This is a genomic window from Dysgonomonas sp. PF1-14, assembly GCF_029892965.1.
Classification (GTDB): Bacteria; Bacteroidota; Bacteroidia; order Bacteroidales; family Dysgonomonadaceae; genus Dysgonomonas.
Genome location: NZ_JARXWN010000011.1, coordinates 76,540 through 97,812, shown reverse-complemented (window position 1 = coordinate 97,812; position 21,273 = coordinate 76,540). Strand labels below are relative to the sequence as shown.

At 40.2% G+C, this 21,273-nt stretch carries 15 protein-coding genes and 1 pseudogene; 12 read left to right on the top strand and 4 right to left on the bottom strand.

Translation table 11 applies throughout. From position 1 onward, the window contains the following. Positions 1–75: 75 nt before the first annotated feature. From M2448_RS13705 to mazG, 3 genes and pseudogenes are all read left to right on the top strand, one after another. Positions 76–288: pseudogene (locus M2448_RS13705) on the top strand (transposase); the annotation flags it as partial. Positions 289–1,635: 1,347 nt separating this feature from the next. Next, positions 1,636–3,672, top strand: a complete 2,037-nt coding sequence (locus M2448_RS13700; protein WP_280646547.1) for a cytochrome c biogenesis protein CcdA — start codon at positions 1,636–1,638, stop codon at positions 3,670–3,672. 60 nt (positions 3,673–3,732) lie between these two features. Further along, entirely contained in the window at positions 3,733–4,515 is a 783-nt protein-coding gene (mazG, locus tag M2448_RS13695; RefSeq protein WP_280646546.1) for a nucleoside triphosphate pyrophosphohydrolase, read from the top strand. 81 nt (positions 4,516–4,596) lie between these two features. Here the strand turns inward: mazG and M2448_RS13690 are convergent, their stop codons facing one another. After that, complete coding sequence (locus tag M2448_RS13690; protein WP_280646545.1) at positions 4,597–5,709, bottom strand: glycosyltransferase; 1,113 nt, start codon at positions 5,707–5,709, stop codon at positions 4,597–4,599. A gap of 56 nt (positions 5,710–5,765) precedes the next feature. Next, complete coding sequence (locus M2448_RS13685) at positions 5,766–6,371, bottom strand: hypothetical protein (RefSeq protein ID WP_280646544.1); 606 nt, start codon at positions 6,369–6,371, stop codon at positions 5,766–5,768. Positions 6,372–6,622: 251 nt separating this feature from the next. Between M2448_RS13685 and M2448_RS13680 the strand changes: the two genes are divergently transcribed. From M2448_RS13680 to M2448_RS13655, 6 genes are all read left to right on the top strand, one after another. Then, positions 6,623–8,821, top strand: a complete 2,199-nt coding sequence (locus tag M2448_RS13680) for a RelA/SpoT family protein (protein WP_280646543.1) — start codon at positions 6,623–6,625, stop codon at positions 8,819–8,821. 738 nt (positions 8,822–9,559) lie between these two features. Beyond that, positions 9,560–11,548: a DNA primase gene (gene dnaG, locus M2448_RS13675; RefSeq protein ID WP_280646542.1), complete on the top strand. Its 1,989-nt coding sequence runs from the start codon at positions 9,560–9,562 to the stop codon at positions 11,546–11,548. Positions 11,549–11,673: 125 nt separating this feature from the next. Beyond that, entirely contained in the window at positions 11,674–12,585 is a 912-nt protein-coding gene (locus M2448_RS13670; protein ID WP_280646541.1) for an ATP-binding cassette domain-containing protein, read from the top strand. Beyond that, a complete protein-coding gene (locus M2448_RS13665; RefSeq protein WP_280646540.1) occupies positions 12,582–13,901 on the top strand; it encodes an ABC transporter permease in 1,320 nt (439 codons plus the stop codon). The genes M2448_RS13670 and M2448_RS13665 overlap by 4 nt, the downstream gene beginning before the upstream one ends. Before the next feature lie 152 nt (positions 13,902–14,053). Then, on the top strand, positions 14,054–14,518 hold the full coding sequence (locus M2448_RS13660) for an energy transducer TonB (RefSeq protein ID WP_280646539.1): 465 nt from the start codon (positions 14,054–14,056) through the stop codon (positions 14,516–14,518). A gap of 5 nt (positions 14,519–14,523) precedes the next feature. Next, positions 14,524–15,012 carry a hypothetical protein gene (locus tag M2448_RS13655; RefSeq protein ID WP_280646538.1) on the top strand — a complete coding sequence of 163 codons (489 nt, stop codon included), beginning with the start codon at positions 14,524–14,526 and terminating at the stop codon, positions 15,010–15,012. A gap of 152 nt (positions 15,013–15,164) precedes the next feature. On the opposite strand, the gene M2448_RS13650 is transcribed toward M2448_RS13655, so the two are convergent. Together M2448_RS13650 and M2448_RS13645 are read right to left on the bottom strand one after the other, a co-directional pair. Continuing rightward, the gene (locus M2448_RS13650; protein ID WP_280646537.1) at positions 15,165–16,277 is read right to left on the bottom strand and encodes a TlpA disulfide reductase family protein; all 1,113 of its coding nucleotides are present in this window, start codon (positions 16,275–16,277) and stop codon (positions 15,165–15,167) included. Positions 16,278–16,370: 93 nt separating this feature from the next. After that, positions 16,371–17,483, bottom strand: a complete 1,113-nt coding sequence (locus M2448_RS13645; protein ID WP_280646536.1) for a TlpA disulfide reductase family protein — start codon at positions 17,481–17,483, stop codon at positions 16,371–16,373. Between the two features lie 421 nt (positions 17,484–17,904). Between M2448_RS13645 and M2448_RS13640 the strand changes: the two genes are divergently transcribed. The 3 genes from M2448_RS13640 (at position 17,905) to groL (ending at position 21,112) form a co-directional block, all read left to right on the top strand. Continuing rightward, positions 17,905–18,921 (top strand): L,D-transpeptidase, encoded by a 1,017-nt coding sequence (locus M2448_RS13640; protein ID WP_280646535.1) that lies wholly within the window; start codon positions 17,905–17,907, stop codon positions 18,919–18,921. A gap of 175 nt (positions 18,922–19,096) precedes the next feature. Continuing rightward, positions 19,097–19,366 (top strand): co-chaperone GroES, encoded by a 270-nt coding sequence (locus M2448_RS13635; RefSeq protein ID WP_280646534.1) that lies wholly within the window; start codon positions 19,097–19,099, stop codon positions 19,364–19,366. Positions 19,367–19,480: 114 nt separating this feature from the next. Further along, positions 19,481–21,112 carry a chaperonin GroEL gene (groL, locus tag M2448_RS13630; RefSeq protein WP_280646533.1) on the top strand — a complete coding sequence of 544 codons (1,632 nt, stop codon included), beginning with the start codon at positions 19,481–19,483 and terminating at the stop codon, positions 21,110–21,112. Positions 21,113–21,273 lie beyond the last annotated feature (161 nt).

Genomic DNA, 21,273 nt, shown 5'->3' with positions numbered 1-21,273 from the left:
CGCTTCAGATAAGAAAAAATCATTCCAAAAATAGTTCTGAAAACCTAAACGAATAAAATTTAAACAGGCTCTAAACCTCAGACTTATATTTTTAGAAAGTCAAGAAAGCGAATCGAAACTTTATTCTCACAATTATGCGACCAATATATGATTCGAAGAAATTATGCTAAGTCATTTGATGGGTTCAAGAATAGGATACTATCTAAAACAATGGCTCTGATCGTCATACAACTCATTAATAAATTAAACAACCGAAATATTAATAACCTAAAAACCGAAATCGCTTAAATGCACCATGGGTTAATGAGTCTTATAATAATTAAGATATATAGATTTTTTTGGAGGCTAAAATTTCTGGTCTCCATTCTACTTTTATTCATTTTATTTTATCTATTTCCAGCATTAATACTAATACCTGTAAATATTTTCTCTAATGCATCTCAGCTTATTACTCCATCTATTTTAGAAAAGCTTTCTTTTTGGAGAACTTGTATAATATCACCATTCATAGAAACACTCCTATTTCAATTCTCATTGTATATATTATTAAGAAAAATATTCGAAATAAAGTCTGTCTTTTTAATAATAATACTCTCTAGTATTATATTTAGTTTGTTTCACTATTTTAGTATAGCCTATATATTATATACTTTCTGTGCCGGAATAATCTTAAATTTCACATATATTTTCAGTATCAAAAAACTAAAAAATACATATTTTGCCTTCCTTATTGTTTGGGGAATACATATTTTTAAAAACCTGATTGCATTTTTCGTTAATACAATGTTATGAAAAATTACATCTTAAAGAACTGTCTACTATATACTGTGGTCGGTATTATTGTCTTTATTCTGAAATATTATATTTTTCAGAACAGAAATATTCAGGAGATTCTGATAAGTATTGTAGTTATAAATGCAATTCTATTAGTTTGGGATTTACTAAACTATAAAAGAAAAAGAAAAACGTAAGGCTGTCTTATCACAAGACAGCCTTTTTGGATGTATTAAAAAAGTAATTGTTATTTAGAGCCTGTTTAAATTTTACCAAAATATTTTATTATAGATTCTTTTTCATTCATTTTTAGGCTCTTTTGGTTTAATTTATCCCTTTTATCGGCTTAAATAGCCCGCTATTATCACCTCAAAAAAGAATAAATTATTCCCAAAATGGCTCTAAAAATCTGAATGAATAAAATTTAAACAGACTCTTAGTCTTCTTTCTCCCTCTATTTCTCCGATTGTTCTTTTACAGCTTTTTCATAACTTTCGTATTGTTTCAGCTTCTCCAGATTGCCGGCGGCTTCCGGCGATTCTCGTTCTTTGAAAACCGCTCATTTTCGAATAAACATAATGTCATTTATTTTTGTTCATATAAAACAAATAGAACTTCTAAAAATACACGATAAGAAAATTATATGGTCTAATAATAAAGCCCTGACAGGTTTCAATAAAATTCAGTTTTCACAAATGACAGAAAGCAAGAAAGAGGGATATAGATTATAACTATCACCATTAGACAGTTATAAAGAATCAATAATAGAAAAATAGAACTGTCATTTTGATATTATAGGCGCTTTTTTCTTATATTTGTCGGTTCAGTCCAATATAGTAGCATTCTTAAAAAATATTATACATGAAGAGATTATTATTACTGATCATATCCTTAATTACCATAATCGGTGCTTACTCGCAGGAACCGGCCAAATGGACGATAAAACTGGAAGATAAAGGCAATGGAGAAATCGAACTTGTTACAAATTTCAAGATAGATCCTACATGGCATCTCTATGATATACATATACCCGAAGGCGGTCCTATGCCCACGAGTTTATCTGTAGACAAACTGAAAGGAGCTACTAAAGTCGGCACATTCAAACCAGTCAACTCCAAGCTTAAGAAAAGCTATGACGAGATATTCCAAATGCAGGTAGGTTATTACGAAGGACAAGCAACCTTCGTTCAGCGCTTCAAGGTAACCGACAAAGCAGCCTTTGTACTCGAAGGTGACCTACGCTCGCAGGTATGTAGCGAAGTCGACGGACAATGTATCCCTATTAAGATAGACTATAGCTATACAGCAAAAGACCTGCCCGCAACATTGGTTGTTGCCACAGGAGAAACAGATAAACCAACAGAGGAAAAACCTGAAATAAATGCATCAGACAGTATCAGTACCGACTCTTTATCTCAGGCTGTTCCGGCTCCGGTAGCAGCCAATGATTTATGGGCACCTGTAGTAGATGAATTAAAAGCATATGGAGCTGCGGGAGACTTGTCACAAGAATCGTTATTAGGTATCTTGTTCTGGGGATTCATCGGTGGGCTCATTGCTTTGGTTACTCCTTGTGTGTGGCCAATAATTCCTATGACTGTCAGCTTTTTTCTGAAGAGAAATAAGAAAAGTAAGGCAAAAGCAGTGAAAGACGCTTTGACATATGGTATAGCTATAATAATAATATATCTGACTCTTGGCTTGCTTATCACATTGCTGTTCGGAGCAAGTGCGCTGAATGATTTATCTACAAATAAGATATTCAACCTATTTCTATTTGCCCTGCTTATCGTCTTTGCTGCTTCATTTTTCGGAGCATTTGAAATTGTATTACCATCATCATGGACAAATAAAATAGATAGCAAAGCTGATTCTACAACCGGCTTTATAAGCATATTCTTCATGGCATTTACTCTGGCCTTAGTCTCGTTTTCATGCACAGGGCCTATCATTGGCACACTGCTCGTAGAAACAGCAACATCCGGAGAAATTTTAGGTCCGGCAATAGGAATGTTCGGTTTCGCCTTAGCATTATCCATACCTTTTACTCTTTTCGCCATATTCCCTTCCTGGCTCAACAATATGCCAAAATCCGGAGGATGGCTCAACTCGGTAAAAGTCGTACTTGGATTTTTAGAACTGGCACTAGCCCTAAAATTCCTGTCAGTTGCTGACATGACTAATAAATGGGGAATCTTAGACCGCGAAGTATTCCTTGTTTTGTGGATTGTGATCTTTGCATTGTTGGGAATCTATTTGTTAGGCAAACTACGTTTCCCGCACGACAGTGAATCCAACCATGTGGGAGTATTCCGGTTATTTTTAGCTATCATATCATTAAGCTTTGCTGTATATATGGTTCCTGGGCTATGGGGAGCGCCGTTACGTGCGATCAGCGCTTTCGCCCCATTGCCAAAAACCCAAGACTTCAATCTTTATGAGGGTGCAGTACATGCTAAATTTGAAGACTATGAATCCGGAATGGAATATGCCCGCAAAAACAACAAGCCCGTCATGATAGACTTCTCCGGATATGGTTGTGTCAATTGCAGGGACATGGAAACTTCTGTATGGATAAACCCTACCGTAAAACATATGCTTGAAAATGAATATGTACTGATAACACTTATGGTAGATGACAAAGAGAGTCTACCACAAACAATAGAAGTTCAAGAAAATGGAAAAACCACGAAACTGAAAACTATCGGAGATAAGTGGAGCTATCTGCAACGCCACAAGTTCGGCACTAATTCGCAGCCATATTATGTACTGTTGAGTCCGGAAGGGAAACCGATAGGGCCTTCATATGCCTATAATACAGATGTAGAAAAGTATATACAATTTCTGAATACGGGATTGGATAACTTCAAGAAGATAAAAGACCTGAAAACAGAATAAACAATACGGAAAAGCAGATTTCATGGAAAGTCTGCTTTTCCTTTAAAATATTAAGGCACAATGCACACAAAAGAACAAAAGACAGAGGCTTTCGGCAGACTCCTCGACATTATGGACGAACTGCGGGTAAAATGCCCCTGGGATGCCAAACAAACAAACGAAAGCCTACGCACAAATACGATAGAAGAGGTGTATGAACTGTGCGAAGCCATCATCAGAAATGACGACAACGAGATAAAGAAAGAACTAGGCGATGTACTCCTTCATGTAGTTTTCTATGCTAAGATAGGCGAAGAGAAAGGCACATACGACATAGCCGATGTATGCAATGCACTCTGCGATAAGCTTATTTTCCGCCATCCGCATGTATTTGGTGACGAAGCTGCTAACACTGCCGGCGAAGTAGAAAAATCATGGGAGCAGATCAAGCTGAAAGAAAAGGGAGGCAATAAAACAATCCTCGAAGGCGTACCCGCCTCGCTCCCATCCATAGCTAAAGCACATCGCATACAGGACAAAGCCCGCAACGCCGGATTCGACTGGAACAAGAAAGAAGATGTATGGGATAAAGTCGCGGAAGAACTGACCGAACTGAAAAATGAGGTAGCCCACATGAACGAAGATAAGACGGAAGCCGAATTCGGCGACCTGTTCTTCAGCCTCATCAATGCAGCCCGCTTATATAAGGTGAATCCGGATAATGCACTGGAGCGTACTAACCAGAAATTCATTCATAGATTTAATTATATAGAGCAGGAAGCCAAAAGGCAAGGACAAAACATTAAAGACATGACACTAAGCGAAATGGACGCCCTGTGGGACAAGGCAAAACAATCAGAATAAGGGCTAAAAAAAGATACAAAGGAGCAACCCGATCGTGGAAGCTCCTTTTGCTTGTTGTCATTCAATATTTGTCTTCTTGCACTACTGTCTATTACCTTCTTTATTCCAAAAGTTAATATATTTTTTAGCTACTGTTATATAGTCATGATTTTTCTCGACAAAGAAACGGCTTTTTCTTGAAATTTCAGGAATTTCTTCCTTGTTTAACACTAACCACTCCAATTTATCGAATACATCATCCTCATTGGGATGAACATTTATGATTGGTTGATTCTCCTTATCATCATACAATTCGTAGATATAAGGCTCCCCGCCTCCGACCAGAACTTTACCCTGAGCCATTGCCAAAAGGGCATTCATGGCAGGAGTATGTGAATACAACTGATCGAGCACCACATGTGCCTGCGACATCAGCTGTTGATATACATCATAACTAACGGACTCCACTCTGGTTACAATTATATCATCAGGATATTTTTCTTTCAGACGAGCAAGGGAACGCTCCATAACGTCAGTACCCTTAAACTTCTCCCTCACCTTGTTGATACCGATAAAGAAGTTCACCTTCTCGGGCACTTCTTTTATTTCCTGAAATTCTATCTCGGAGGTATTCAACGGCAGTGGGATATACTCCAGTTTATCTGCAAAGTATGGCTCGTATGATTTATAATACTCAAACAGACAGGCAGAAATACCGTCTACAGACTCGGCAAGCTCCCTGTTAAACGCTTCGAGCGGCGTACCTATCCATTTATCGATAAACCGCTGATTGAAATCCACATTTATCGGCTTACCATCAACAAAGAACTCGGAGTAATCAAATATCTTATTTCCCAGACAGGCCTCAACCCAAAAAGAATCGTCACCAAAAGCACCCATAAAGACCTTTTGATTATTCTTTCTCAACTTCTTATACAGGTATCTGTTTACCTTTACATTCTGGGTAGTAAAACAAGGATTGATCAACTGTACAACATCGTAGCCCTTAAAGTCTTTGAACTTGTTGTTGACAGACATCATACTGCTCAATGTATCGATCAAGCCCGAACTTTTACGGGTAAGATCGACATCGCGCGGATAATTTTTAAAACCATCTCCATCCGAAGCCGTTAACACTTCGTGTCCCATCGAGCGTAGTCCTTCAGCTAAGGTCAGATGAGCGCGGCTGTATTCGCCAACTAAAAGAATCTTCATATGTTCTCGTCAAATGCAGTACAAATATAATACAATTATTGTATAATGTATTTATCTCAGCCGATCAAATCTTTCTTTTTGATTATAAGCGTATTGTTATCATCGATATAAAGTAAGGGGATAATCTCATCCGTCAGAGCATCTTTATTGCATTTTTCTACATCTTTTGTCTTATAAGCCACAACGTAGTAGCTCTCATTATTCTCAGAATTTTGCACCGATACCTGCTTCTTTTTTACAGAGTCAGTATATTTCTCCGACAAATCAGCAAAATCAATATCTTTCGCTAATGTCTTCACATAATATTTGTTGTGACGATGAGAATCGTTTGCATATACCAGATAGGTATATCCGCCTTTCTCCCCCACAGGTGAAGCCAGGCATACACGAAAAGCACCGTCAACTTCCATTTTCGTCTTCTGTATATGCTTTTTTATCGCTTTCAGCCAGACGGTACCTATAACAAACAATATAAGATAAGGGGTAATATACCACGAAATCAGCAAATCCTGCTTGTACAGATAGAGTATCCCGACCAAGCCAACAAACAAGAAACAAACAGGAGGTACCATAAGTACACTCTTCCACCACATTGTCCTATTCAGATAATCTTTCTTAAATTGCTGATCTTTCTCAAGCTTTGCATAATCGTCCTGTTTCATAAACTACGGATTGAAATATTTGTTAAAAACACAAAATTAAACTGCTTTGCCAACTTACCTGCCTCAAAAAGCATAAAGTTTCTAAAAACGGAAAAATATAAACATCTATTATCAAAAAAGCGTTATACTGGCAGAAAAAAATTAATTTTACATCCGGTTACTACCAATGTCAGCAATTTATAGTATAGATAAATGTCTCGGATTTTGATGAAACAGAATTTGTAGCCCGACTCAACATATATGCAACAAAGATGAACTACCCGACTTACAATGCAGCAGGACTGACCCTTTCTAAGTTTAAAAGACTGATGAACGGGTTGAAAAACAACCTCACTACTGACGAACTATCTAAACTCCGCACAGTAGTGAAGAAGGCTATGTCTGATGGCGTCTACCGCAAAGATGAGAAAATAGGCAGTATCACAGACCTCACTGTCAGCACAAGTATAATCCTTATAGAAGAACTCGGGCTGAAAAGCGCATCTATCATTGCCCTTATCCTCTACAGGCCGGTTATGCACAAATGTGTATCATCTGACGAAATAAGGAAACTATTCGGCAATGATGTGGCAGATATTGTAGCCGGATTGATCAAGGTAAATGCACTCGATGTAAATGAGTCGACAATGGCATCCGACAACTACATCAAACTGCTGATAACCCTCGCCGAAGATATGCGGGTAATCCTTATTAAGATAGCTAGCCGCCTGCACAAAATAAGATGTGCCGAAAGCTATCCCGAAAAGTATCGCCTGCAACTGGCTGTAGAAGTATCATACCTGTACACGCCGTTGGCACATAAACTGGGTTTGTATAATATAAAAACCGAGTTGGAAGACCTTTACCTGAAATATACCGACAGAGAGGCTTATGATTTCATTTTGGAGAAGATAAGTGAGAGCAAAGCATCCCGCGATAAATATATTGCAGAATTCATAACACCGATAGACAATAAACTGAAAGAAACAGGACTGAAATACGATGTTAAAGGACGCGTCAAGTCCATTTCTTCGATCAACAATAAGCTAAAGAAACAGAAGATAGACTTTGAGTCTATCTACGACCTGTTTGCCATACGTATCATACTCGAATCGCCACTCGATAAAGAGAAAGCCGAATGCTGGCAGGCATATTCTATCGTTACCGACCTGTACACCCCGAACCCGAAAAGGCTGAAAGACTGGCTGTCTATTCCCAAAAGCAATGGATACGAATCGTTGCATACAACAGTAATGGGACCCGAATCGCGCTGGGTAGAAGTACAGATACGTACCCGTCGCATGGATGAAATAGCCGAACGCGGACTTGCTGCACACTGGAAGTATAAAGGCGTAAAAAGCCAGTCGAGAATGGATGACTGGCTGACCGGCCTGCGCGAAATGCTCGAGAACAAAGATATGGCATCGGGAGAAAAGCTCGAAAACTTCAAACTCGACCTCTACGATGACGAAATATATGTCTTTACGCCAAAAGGAGATTTACACAAGCTACCGAAAGGTGCGACCGTACTCGATTTCGCTTTTGCCATACACTCGCGCGTAGGTTCTACCTGTGTGTCGGGAAAGATTAATGGCAAGAACGTTTCTATACGGCACAAACTAAAAAACGGAGACCAGATAGAAGTAGTAACTTCTCCGAATCAGTCTCCTAAACAGGACTGGCTGAACTTTGTAACCACCTCGAAGGCAAAAAACAAGATACGCCAAAGCCTCAAAGAGGAAGCCAACAAGCAGGTAGAGATAGCCAAAGAAATGATGAAGCGCCGCGTAAAAAACCGCAAGATGGAGATCAACGATTCCATCATGATGCGCCTTATCAAAAAACTGGGCTTTAAGACCGTTACCGACTTCTATATCAAGATAGCGGAAGAAGCCCTCGATGTAAATACCGTAATAGACCAGTATCTGGAACTGGAGAAAGGCGAGCAACACGAAAAGCACGAAGCCATTAGTGCCGAGAACTATGTTGTACACCAGACCGAGAATATAAAAGAGCTGACCAGTAAGGAAGAACTTGTTATAGACCACAACCTGACAGGGGTAGACTACAAACTCGCCAAATGCTGTAACCCGATATACGGGGATGAAATATTCGGCTTCGTATCTTCGCAGGGGATAAAGATACACCGTAAAAACTGTCCTAATGCAAACGATATGATATCGCGGTTTGCCTACAGGGTGATCCCTGCCCGATGGACAGGCAAATCGGGTTCGCTCTACACCGTTACATTACGGGTTATCGGTCACGACGACATCGGCATCATCAACAATCTGACTTCGATCATAGCCAAAGAATCGGGCATAAATATGCGTTCGATCAGCATAGATAGCAACGACGGATTGTTTCATGGCAGTATCTCGGTCATGCTCAACAACACCGATATGCTCAACGGGCTGATAAAGAAGCTAAAAACCGTAAAAGGTGTAAAAGAAGTCAGCCGATTAAGTTAGCAAGTAAGCTTCGATTTTAACTAAAAGCTTACAAAAACTACTCAAGTATGTAAAGCTTACTTGTATTGTTTTTATCTTGTTGGGCTTATTTAAGTAATGGATAATAAATATTGTCGTATTTTCTTAGGTAGTAGTAGGGGCGAAATATCTTTCGCCCGATATAGTTGCAGGCGAAAGATATTTCGCCCCTACAGCATTGAACACGACAATAAATATTATGTATTACTTAATTGCCACGACTTTCAAGTCGTGGATTAATTGATCTACCCGAGAACAGACTTTAGCCAAACTTAATTTGGCTAAAGCCTTTTATATACCGATTTTGCTGTCCTCCAACTAAAGCAGGGGGCAATTAAATTGCATATGTACTCTTCTCGTCTTTACCGCGCTTTCGCATCAGTGATTGCTAATTCAATTGTGTGAGACTCATTTTTAACTAAAAGCTGACATCAGTTACAAGTTACCTCGCCCTATCGGGCAGTTACAAGTTACAAGTATTTTTCTTTGGGGCTTGCAACTCCCTCTCCCTTTGGAGAGGGCTGGGGTGAGGTGAATTTTAACTAAAACCTGACATTTCTGACAAATTTACCAACTCTTTCAAAGATCGCTTTTTATTGTTAACTGTTGACTGTTAACTGACATATAGATAAACCTTCAAACAAAAAACACACCACTCCCCTATTCACATTATTTAAATAGCTATGTCACGATATTTTTATTACTTTCGTAACTGCAAAAATGATCGATCAAGGAACCATAGACCGGATAATAGACACAGCACAAATAGTAGATGTGGTGTCGCAGTTTGTCACACTCAAACGACGTGGGATTAACTATGTGGGACTGTGCCCTTTCCACGAGGACAGAAGCCCGTCTTTCTACGTTTCTCCTGCAAAAAACATCTGTAAATGCTTTGCCTGTGGCGAAGGTGGTACGGCTGTACACTTCATTATGAAGCACGAACAGCTGTCGTACTTCGACTCACTACGCTTCCTTGCCAAGAAGTATAACATCGAAATACAGGAACGGGAACTCACCGACGAGCAAAAACAGGCATACAACGAGCGTGAAAGCCTTTTTATACTCAACGACTATGCCCGCGATTACTTTAAGAACACACTTCACGAACATATAGAAGGTAAATCGGTAGGACTTAGCTACTTCAAAGAGCGTGGGTTCAGGGAAGACATTGTCGAAAAATTTCAGCTCGGCTACAGTCTCGAACAGAGAGACGCATTCACACAGGAAGCCCTGAAAAACGGTTATAAAAAAGAATATCTTGTAAAGACAGGGCTTACGATAGAGAATGAAAACAACAATGCACTTATCGACCGTTTTCGCGGACGTGTGATGTTCCCTGTGCATACCCTTTCGGGTAAAGTTATCGCATTCGGCGGACGCATACTCCGAAAAGCTGAGAATACAGGTAAATACATTAATTCGCCCGAAAGTGAAATTTATCATAAAGGGAACGAACTGTACGGAATCTACTTTGCCAAGCAGGCTATAACCAAAGCCGATTGCTGTTTCCTTGTAGAAGGCTACACCGATGTAATATCCATGCATCAGGCAGGAGTAGAAAATGTAGTATCCTCGTCGGGTACTGCCCTCACACATGGACAGATACGGCTCATACATCGGTTTACAAATAATGTGACTGTTATATATGACGGTGATGCCGCCGGCATAAAAGCCGCCCTGCGAGGAATAGACTTGTTGCTCGAAGACGGCATGAACATCAAAGTTGTGCTTCTGCCCGATGGCGAAGATCCCGATTCTTTTGCCCGTAAACAGAATGCAGGATCGTTTAACGACTACATAAAACAACATGAAGTAGACTTCATCCGCTTCAAGACCAAGCTATTGATCGATGAAGCCGGAAACGACCCGATAAAACGTGCGACACTGATTTCAGATATCGTAAGCAGTATATCTGTTATCCCCGATAATATTATACGTACTGTATATATTAAAGATTGCAGTATTCTGCTCGATATAGACGAACGTATATTAGTACAGGAAGTCACTAAGAAAAGGCTTGCTTATCTGGAACGCACCGCACCCCAGAAAGCTGCGACCGAAATGCTGGCTGTCAATAATGACCTGTCACAACCTGTTATACACAGTAAAGTAGAGCCTAAAAGCACACCGATAGATAAGTTCGAGCTGGCAATACTATATTATATTGTACGCTTCGGTATGGAAATGCTGACAGAAGAAGGAGAGCCGGATAATAGCATACCGATGAATGTAATCGACTATGTAAAATTCGACCTCGAACGCGACGAACTCTGGTTCACCAATCCGCTATATGCCAAAATACTGGATGATGCTGTAGAAAGAAGGGAGAATCCTGATTTTGTTCCGAGCCGTTATTTCCTCGCTCATCAAGATCCGGAGGTGAGTAAAATTGCGGCCGAACTGCTCAATGACAGATATCAGCTGAGTAAGGTACATATAAAACAATTCGGCGAAAATCTCAAAGAAGAAGACACACCTCTGGCCGAAGATAAACATCTGACAAAGAATGTTCCTCGTGTCCTCACCGAACTGAAAGATGCATATATCTCGAAACGAATCAGATACATAAAAGACCAAATGGCCGAAAAGCAAAAAGATGGTAACCTGGATGAAGCTATTGCCCTGATGCAACAAATAAAGGAATTGGAAGAAATCAAAAAAGCCCTTGCCAAAGTTTTAGGCGAACGCATTATATTGAGGTGGTAAATGCCATCTCTATTATTTGCTTACACAAAGCACTAATATCTTCATATTTTTTATCTCTTTGTGATTTTCTAAACTATACAACGACTAATAAGTAAAACATCAAAAAAATCAAAATAACAAACACTATGTTTTATCTCGAAACACAGGACATTGTAAAACAATACGGAGACTATACGGCTCTGAGCGGAGTGAGCGTTCAGGTGCCGCGCGGCTGCGTCTACGGACTGCTGGGGCCTAACGGTGCCGGCAAGTCGTCACTTATCCGCATCATCAATAGAATTACCGCCCCCGATGAAGGTAAGGTACTGATCAACGGAAGGGAATCGGTAGCCGACGATGTATTCAACATCGGTTACCTGCCCGAAGAACGCGGATTGTACAAAAAGATGAAGGTCGGAGAACACATTATATTTCTCGCCCGCCTGCGTGGACTATCCACTCAGGAAGCACACGAGAAGATGCACCTCTGGCTTAAGAAATTCGATATAGAATCGTGGATAGACAAGAAGGTGGAAGAACTATCGAAGGGGATGCAGCAAAAAATCCAGTTCATAGCCACAATTATACACGAACCCGATCTCTACATTCTCGACGAACCGTTCAGCGGTTTCGACCCGGTGAATGCAGAACTGCTGAGAAACGAGTTACTGGAACTGAAAGCGAAAGGAAAAACCATTATCCTATCCACTCACAACATGGAATCGGTAGAAGCACTCTGTGACGAAATCACCTTGATCAACAAATCGAAAGTCGTACTGCAAGGCAATGTAAAAGAGATACGTGCCCGTTACAGGAAGCATATTTTCAAACTGGACGTATCGGGTGACAGCTTCGACATGGAATCATCGCATTTCAGCATACTGTCACAATCTACTACCAATAATGTGACCGAAGTACGCATACAAAGACACGACAATGCTTCAAACTCGGAACTGCTACAGGAAGTAACACGCAAGTACGAGGTACTCACCTTTGAGGAAGAGCTGCCGTCAATGAATGATATTTTTATACAAATCGTATCCCAGACAGAAAAATGAACGCATTAGGACTAATCATACAGAGAGAATTCTCATCCAGAGTAAAAACAAAGACTTTTATTCTGACTACGTTGCTCACCCCGCTCCTCTTCGCAGCCATGACCTTCCTGCCGGCTATACTGATGATGGTAAGCGACAACGACGACATCAGGAAAGTATATGTCATAGACCAGACCGGAATGTATGCTGGCCTGTTCCAGAACTCGAAAGACTATGAGTTTATTACACTGGCTGCGGATGACACTACAAAAAAAGAAAAAACAACGGCACTGTTACAGATCGTAGGCGACTTGGGGGTAAATCCTAACGCCGCTACATTCTTTTCCGAGAAACAGCAACCACCGCGTGAACTGACAGCCTATATCAACAATACCTTGTCGGAAGCAGTAAAAAACAAAAAGATAGACGATTTTACCACCAGCAGCAATATAGACGTGCAACTGGCTACTGATCTGCAAAATCTGCTGAAATCGAAAGATAAGATAAGTGTATCCACCATCCGCTGGGATGAAACGGGAAAAGAAACCGAAACACTGGGAGAAGTAGCTTCCATGGTAGGGATGGTACTTACTATCTGTATGTTCTTCTTCATTATGATGTACGGACAGATGGTCGTACAAAGCGTGGTGGAAGAAAAGAGTAACCGCATTATAGAAGTTATTATATCTTCGGTAAAACCTTTCGACCTGATGATGGGGAAAATCATCGGTGTAGGTCTTGTAGGCCTGCTTCAGCTGATGGTCTGGCTCATATTGGGAGGCGGCATAATGGTAGCCATACAGATGTATTTTGGTATAGATCCGAACAGTATGACCTCAACGATGGAAACACAACAAGCTATGGCCATGATGGATAATGTAGAGATCAGCAAATCGCTGAACGAAGTATTCAGTATCAACTGGGTACAGGTAGCTGTATGTATGATCCTTTACTTTATCGGAGGCTATCTGTTATTCTCATCACTATATGCCATGTTTGGCTCGGCTGCCAACGATTCGCAGGAAGCACAGCAACTGATGATGCCACTCAGCGTGATCCTGATTCTGGCTTTCTATACCGGATTTGCAGCTGCCCGAAACCCCGAAGGAGCGATGGCATTCTGGTGCTCGCTAATACCGTTTACCTCGCCTGTAGTAATGATGGTACGTGCACCGTTCGAAGTGCCGATATGGGAACTGGTAGTATCTGTCGTATTACTTTTCATTACAGCCATACTAATGGTAAAACTGGCGGCAAAAATATACCGCGTGGGAATACTGATGTACGGTAAGAAAGTAACCTTTGCCGAGATGTTTAAATGGCTGAGATATAAATAATGTGAGTCCGATATAATAACATTTAAATTTGTGATACAAGTACCGGAAAAGGCAATGTCAATTTTCATGGTTTGCTCTGCTTTTTGCTTCCATAAATAGGTCTCATCATTATTTATCTGTTATATTTGCAGAGACACAAATATACGAGCCTTATGTATCTGCGCTTTTACATATTATCTATATTACTTTGCACTACAGCCTTTGCTGCTTCGCAAACTAAAAAGCCGGAACCGTTCAGGCCGGACACGACAATTTCAATATCTGAAAACGTTAAACAAGTGGAAGCTGCCGATACGATAAAAGCATTCGTTATTGTAGAACAGATGCCCATGTTTCCGGGAGGGGAAGCGGAGATGTACAAATTTATAGCCCAGAATCTCAGAGTTCCTACATCTTATATTGAGGAGACCGGCATACAGGGACGTGCTACCGTTCGCTTTATTGTCACAAAAACAGGAGAGATTAAGAATGTGAAAGCTATCAGAGGATATAGTGCTATGTGTGATTCTCTTGTGAGTGTAATAAAACGTATGCCGCACTGGATACCCGGCAAACAAAATGGAGAAACTGTAAATGTATATTACACATTACCAATGAACATTAACCTTAGACGCTAATTAATATGAAAAGTAAATACCTTATACTAATCGCCACCGTATTACTTATCTCGTGCAAAACGAATAAGAATACAGATACACATATCACTCCGGTAGAAGAAACAGCCACCGAAGCAGGACATCTTATTCAGCCTATTATAAACAATGCAGCTGATGTAGACACCACAAAAGTATATGTTACAGCAGAGGTTATGCCTTCTTTTCCGGGAGGAGAAGCAGAGATGCACAGATTCATAAGTGAGAACATCAAATATCCTGTTATTCCTGATGATAAAATAATGGAGAACATTCGTACTGCTGTAAGATTTACCGTTACACGAACAGGAGAAATAAAGGATATAGAACCTGCAAAAGACCAATACAAAGGCACAATATTGACAGACTCACTAACAAGTGTTATAAAACGTATGCCCCGATGGATACCGGGAAAAGAAAAAGGTGTACCTGTCAACGTATATTTTACAATGCCGTTACATGTAAATCTAAAAAGATAAGATCACAAACAACGTCAATATATTCATCTAAAAAAAACAGGAGTTTATATCAAAAACGACGATGGTATGGTAAAGATAAGGCTTTCTTGCTTTAGCGAATAAAAAAAAGCCAGTTCAACGAAGGACTGGCTTTTTTTATAATTATAAGCGAATTATTCTTTCAGCAATTCAGCGATTTTTTCGACTGTCTTTTTGGCATCGAGACCTCTGGCTATAATTTTACCGTCTTTGTCGAGCAATACCAAATGAGGAATTGAAGATATACCATAAGCACTTGCCAGTTCACTATCCCAGAACTTGAGGTCGGAAATCTGAGGCCATGTAATGTTCAATGCCTTTATACCATTCTTCCATGCTTCTCCTTCTTTATCGAGAGAGATACCTACTATTTCAAGCCCTTTGCCTCCGTACAGTTTATAAGCTTCAACCAGTTTAGGAGTCTCGGCACGACATGGCCCACACCACGAAGCCCAAAAGTCTACCAGCACATAGTTACCCTTGCCTACATAGTCAGACAAAGCTGCATCTTTTCCGTCAGGTGTTTTTCCTTTCAGATCGGTGTACATTTTGCCTTCGGCTGTAGCATCCAAAGCTGCTGCTGTAGCCTCTATCTTTTGTATTCTCGGAATAGTTTTAAATTTCGGATCGATAGCCGCGGTCAGTTCCTTCAGTTGATCAACCGAGAAACGATAATAATTGCGGGATAAGATATAAGCGCCAACCTGATTTTTCACGTTCGACTTGACAAAGTCATATGTCCCGCTTGTTATCAGATTATTCTTTTCGTCATATTCCTTCTCTAAAGAAGCAAGTAATTCAGAGTTCGCTGTATCTTTTCTGGCTTTTTCTGCAATCACCCGCATTTCGGCACTGATATCATCCGCTTTCAGCATGAGTGCCTGATAAGCATTATTTATAGGTGTTCCGCGTACCGTAGATATAGTATCCAGTGTGACTTCTATTTCGCCCGGTTCTACAACAACCGATACCGGCCTGTTCATTTTTTCTGAATCGTCGTTCAGCACCACATAGTGCATGATAGGGCCTTCTTTAGCCAATCCTTTAAATATAAAGGTACCATCTACAATATTCGCTGTATCTATATTTACACGGTCTTTCCACTCTCCATCCAGTGTTTGCAGATAGACTTGTTGTCCGTCCCATTCTCCACCCGGTAGTGTACCCTTAATGGTAAATGCATCCTTCTCGCCACACGATGTTGCTAATATCGCAATAGCTGATAGAAATAATATTATTTTTTTCATCTGAACAATATAATAAATTGGTTAATATATAAGTTTCCTGTTATCTCTTGTTTTAAAACAAAAAATATTTACCTATTGTTTATTCCGCTCTATTTATTTCAATACTTCGGCTATTTTAGCATCCAGTTCTTTTCCTCTTAATTCTTTTGCTACTATAATACCGTTCCGATCGATTACGACAGTATGAGGGATCATAGATATACCATATACTTTCGATGCCTGTTTTACATCGTCGGCCAACTGAACCCAGACCATCTTATGTGTCATAACGGCGTTTACCCATGCCGATCTGTCGTCATCTACAGATATACCGACTATCTCCAGTCCTTTAGATTTGTATGTCTTATATGTGTTTATAAGATTAGGCATCTCCTGAATGCATGGCCCGCACCACGAAGCCCAGAAGTCAAGAACCACACACTTATTTTTGCCTGCATAGTCGGATAGTTTCACTCGCTTACCTTCTACATCCACCAATTCTACATCGGCAAACGGCTGTCCTACTTCCGGTATCACCCTGTTAAGTTCTTCTGCAAGATCCTTTATTTCACGAGTATTACGGAAAGTACTGTCAGACAAAGAAATCAGTTCTTTTATTTCATCTTTTGTAAATGAATTGAAAGAAGAATAGAACATAAACTGTCCGGCCTTATTAGTCATATTCGCTTTAACAAAATCGTAGCTTACTTTTTTCATTTCTTCCTGATGCTTATCCATTCTCGTTTTCACGTCCTGTCCGTTGGCATCGAGTGGTACGGCATCTACATTTCCGGCTTTGTTCACTTCTTCTATCAAACCGCCTATTTGATTCATTACAACAAGCAGCTTATTAAATTCTTCATTTTTCGGAGTTCCGGCTAATAATACATCTTTCTTGTCGAAATTGACTTTAATTGTACCCGGTTCGAGGATAAGTGTGGCTACAGGCGATTCCGGTTCCGGCTGTTCGAGCTTTCCTACTGAGAGGAATCCCATAATAATATTTCCATCGCCGATTCCTTTCAGCGTGAATTTACTATCTTTTATAACAGCAGAGTCCAATACTGTAGCCGACTGGGCGTTCATACTGTCTATCTTTTGCAGATATATAGTTTTGCCCTCAAAGGTAATTTCCGAAAAATTACCCTCGATCGTATAAGCGTTTTTATCCTGACAAGAATAGAATACTGCTGTCAGAACTAATAAAAACAATGTGATTTTTTTCATTATTATAGTTTATTTTAAATGGTAAAGTGCAAAGATAGTAAATAGTTACAACGGGCAGTCAAAAAGAAGGCACGATTAGTTTCATTACAAACCGTTTTTTTCAGAAGGAGCGACATGCCTAATTAGCCGATATTACATCATAAAGTAAAAACTTTATCTATACGTCAGACAACAGCCGGGTGTCCAAACCTCCCAAATAAAGCCCGGATAGGGCAGCAAAAAAATGTAAGCTTTACATACGCTGTGCTCCTGTAACCACTGCCTGTAAGCTTTTAGTTAAAATATTATCGTGGAAAGGTCAGAAACACAAAAGAAAAAATATGTTACCTTTGTTACTTTTACATATAGTCCGCCTCTGTGGCTGTCAGTTGTCATTTTTCGGACAGCTATTTATTTTATGAACTAATATTAAATCGCGTTAATGAAGAGAGAAAAAGCGGTACTTCCATTCTTATTCGCAGGACTACTTATATTATTATACTCATGTTCGGAAGAAACAAGCAAAACCGAAAGATACATTGGTACCCGGATTTCGAACACTCTGCAAATGCTGAAAGAAAGGAAAGTAACAGCGGAGGAGATAATAATAGAAAAAGAACTGTTATACGAGCAATATACACTCGAAGACAAATATCCGTACAAAGATACAGTACGCCGTTTCCAATGGGATAAAATCAAAGAGAAGCTGGCACATCTGGAGACTACCCAACTGGTACACGGCAAATGGGGTATCCTGCAAAACTACCGCAACGGAAACGGAGAAGCACCCCTTGTACGCAGCTATAAACGAAACGAATACAAGCGGGTAGCCGACACCATTGGCGTAGAGCGGTTTCAGGGAATCCCCCTTTACCTGACAAATGATACAGTGACACCGGAAAGATATGGCAGAGACGGTGCACTGATAAAGATATGGCACAACAGTACATCCAATTTTATCAGGATAGAAACGACCGATTTCGATGGAGAATGGCTTGTACCGAAAAGGTATGTAAAAGTAGTCTCCGACACTGTCACATTCAGGCATGCCATCATTGTAGACCGCTACAACGAAAATATCGCCACACTGGAAAAGGTAGGTAAGAAATGGTTGGTCAGAAGTATGAATCCGGCTACTACCGGACTACACAAACCGCCTTATCAGCAAGAGACGCCTTTGGGAATGTTTGTCATTCAGGAGAAAAAGTACAAAATGTTTTTTCTGGTGGACGGAACTACACGCACAGGAGGTTTCGCGCCTTATGCAAACCGCTTCATAAATGGAGGATATATACATGGAATACCGGTAAACGCCCCACGTACAACCTTCATCGAATACAGTGCATCGCTGGGTACGACTCCGCGCTCGCATATGTGTGTACGTAATGCCACTTCGCATGCCAAGTTTGTGTATGATAATTTCCCTGCATTGGAGACTATTGTTTTTGTAATAGAATAGAGGTAAGCCCCACAAGAAGGAAAGGCTTCTCAAAATGACGACTTGTCAGTTCCCTGTAAATACAATTCTGCTGTTTTGACAGAAAATGATTTTGGCACACATTTCGCTTATCCTTACACAGAAATAGATAATGAAATAATATATAATATAACAAATTTAAAAATTTAACAGAATTATGAGTATTAAACCATTAGCAGACAGAGTGCTTGTGAAGCCGGCTGCCGCAGAAGAAAAAAGTGTGGGAGGTATCATTATTCCTGATACAGCAAAGGAAAAACCACTTAAAGGAGAAGTTATTGCAGTAGGAAACGGAACCAAAGACGAGGAAATGGTAGTAAAACCAAACGACAATGTTCTATATGGCAAATATGCAGGAACAGAGATCGAACTCGATGGTGAAGTGTATCTGATCATGCGCCAATCCGACATTCTTGCAATTATCTAAGTAGTGTACTAGCTATAAGTTTACTAGTGTACCAGACTAAAATATATTAGTGGTACTAACTAACAATTAACTAGCAAACTAGAAGTCTTTAAAACTCAAAAACTTAAAAATACAATGGCAAAAGAAATCAAATTTAATATTGATGCTCGCGATGAGCTAAAAAAAGGTGTTGATGCATTGGCTAATGCAGTGAAAGTAACACTTGGCCCTAAAGGCCGTAACGTAATCGTCGAAAAGAAATTCGGTGCACCTCACATCACCAAGGACGGTGTTACAGTTGCTAAAGAAATAGAATTGGAAGAAGCATTCCAAAATATGGGTGCACAACTTGTAAAAGAAGTTGCTTCTAAAACAAACGACGATGCCGGAGACGGTACAACTACAGCTACAGTATTGGCTCAGTCTATCGTTAGCGTAGGTCTTAAGAACGTTACTGCCGGTGCAAATCCGATGGATCTGAAACGCGGTATCGACAAAGCCGTTGCTAAGGTTGTAGAAAACATCAAATCTCAGTCGGTAGCAGTAGGTGACGACCTGCAAAAAATAGAACACGTAGCAAAAATATCTGCAAACGGTGACGAAACTATCGGAAAGCTGATTGCTGAAGCTATGGGTAAAGTAAAAAAAGAGGGTGTTATCACCGTAGAAGAAGCCAAAGGCACTGAAACTTACGTAGATGTAGTAGAAGGTATGCAATTCGACAGAGGTTATATTTCTCCATATTTTGTAACTGATACGGAAAAAATGGAGGCTGACCTTGAAAACCCATACATCCTGATCCACGATAAGAAGATCTCTGTATTGAAAGATATTCTTCCTATCCTTGAGGCATCTCTCAAATCGGGACGTTCGTTGCTTATCATAGCAGAAGATATTGACTCCGAAGCGCTGACTACTCTGGTAGTGAACCGCCTTCGTGCAGGTCTGAAAATATGTGCTGTAAAAGCTCCGGGATTCGGTGACCGCCGCAAAGAAATGCTTGAAGACATTGCTATCCTTACAGGTGGTATCGTAATATCGGAAGAAAGAGGTATCAAACTGGAAGCAGCTACTATAGATATGCTTGGTACGGCCGATAAAGTAACCATCAATAAAGACAATACAACAATCGTAAACGGAGCCGGCGCTAAAGATGCTATTTCTGCACGCGTTTCTCAGATCAGAGCTCAGATGGAAAAAACAACTTCTGACTATGATCGTGAAAAACTACAGGAACGTCTTGCTAAACTTGCCGGAGGTGTTGCTGTTCTTTATGTTGGTGCACCATCGGAAGTGGAAATGAAAGAAAAGAAAGACCGCGTAGACGATGCTCTTTCTGCAACCCGCGCTGCTATCGAAGAAGGTACAGTACCGGGAGGTGGTATAGCTTACATTCGTGCTATCGACGCCCTTGACAACATGAAGGGTGAAAACGAAGACGAAACTACAGGTATCGAAATCGTTAAGCGTGCTATCGAAGAGCCTCTTCGCCAAATAGTAGCCAACAGCGGTAAAGAAGGTGCTGTAGTGGTACAGAAAGTACGCGAAGGCAAAGCCGATTTCGGTTACAATGCCCGTACAGACGTTTACGAAAACCTGAACGCATCGGGTGTTATAGACCCTGCTAAAGTTGCCCGCGTAGCTCTTGAGAATGCTGCTTCTATTGCAGGTATGTTCCTGACAACAGAGTGTATCATTGCTGACAAGAAAGAAGACAATCCTGCTCCAATGCCTCCGATGGGTGGCGGAATGGGTGGAATGATGTAATCTTTCCTGCATTCGGGACTTGTCTTTACTAAACCTAAGTTTATAAGACAAAATAAAAGATGGTTTCCAGGCTTAGTCCGGAAACCTTCTTTGTTTTTATATTACACTTAAAACAAGCATGTGTTAATTTATAATTCATATCGCATTATTATTGCATATGA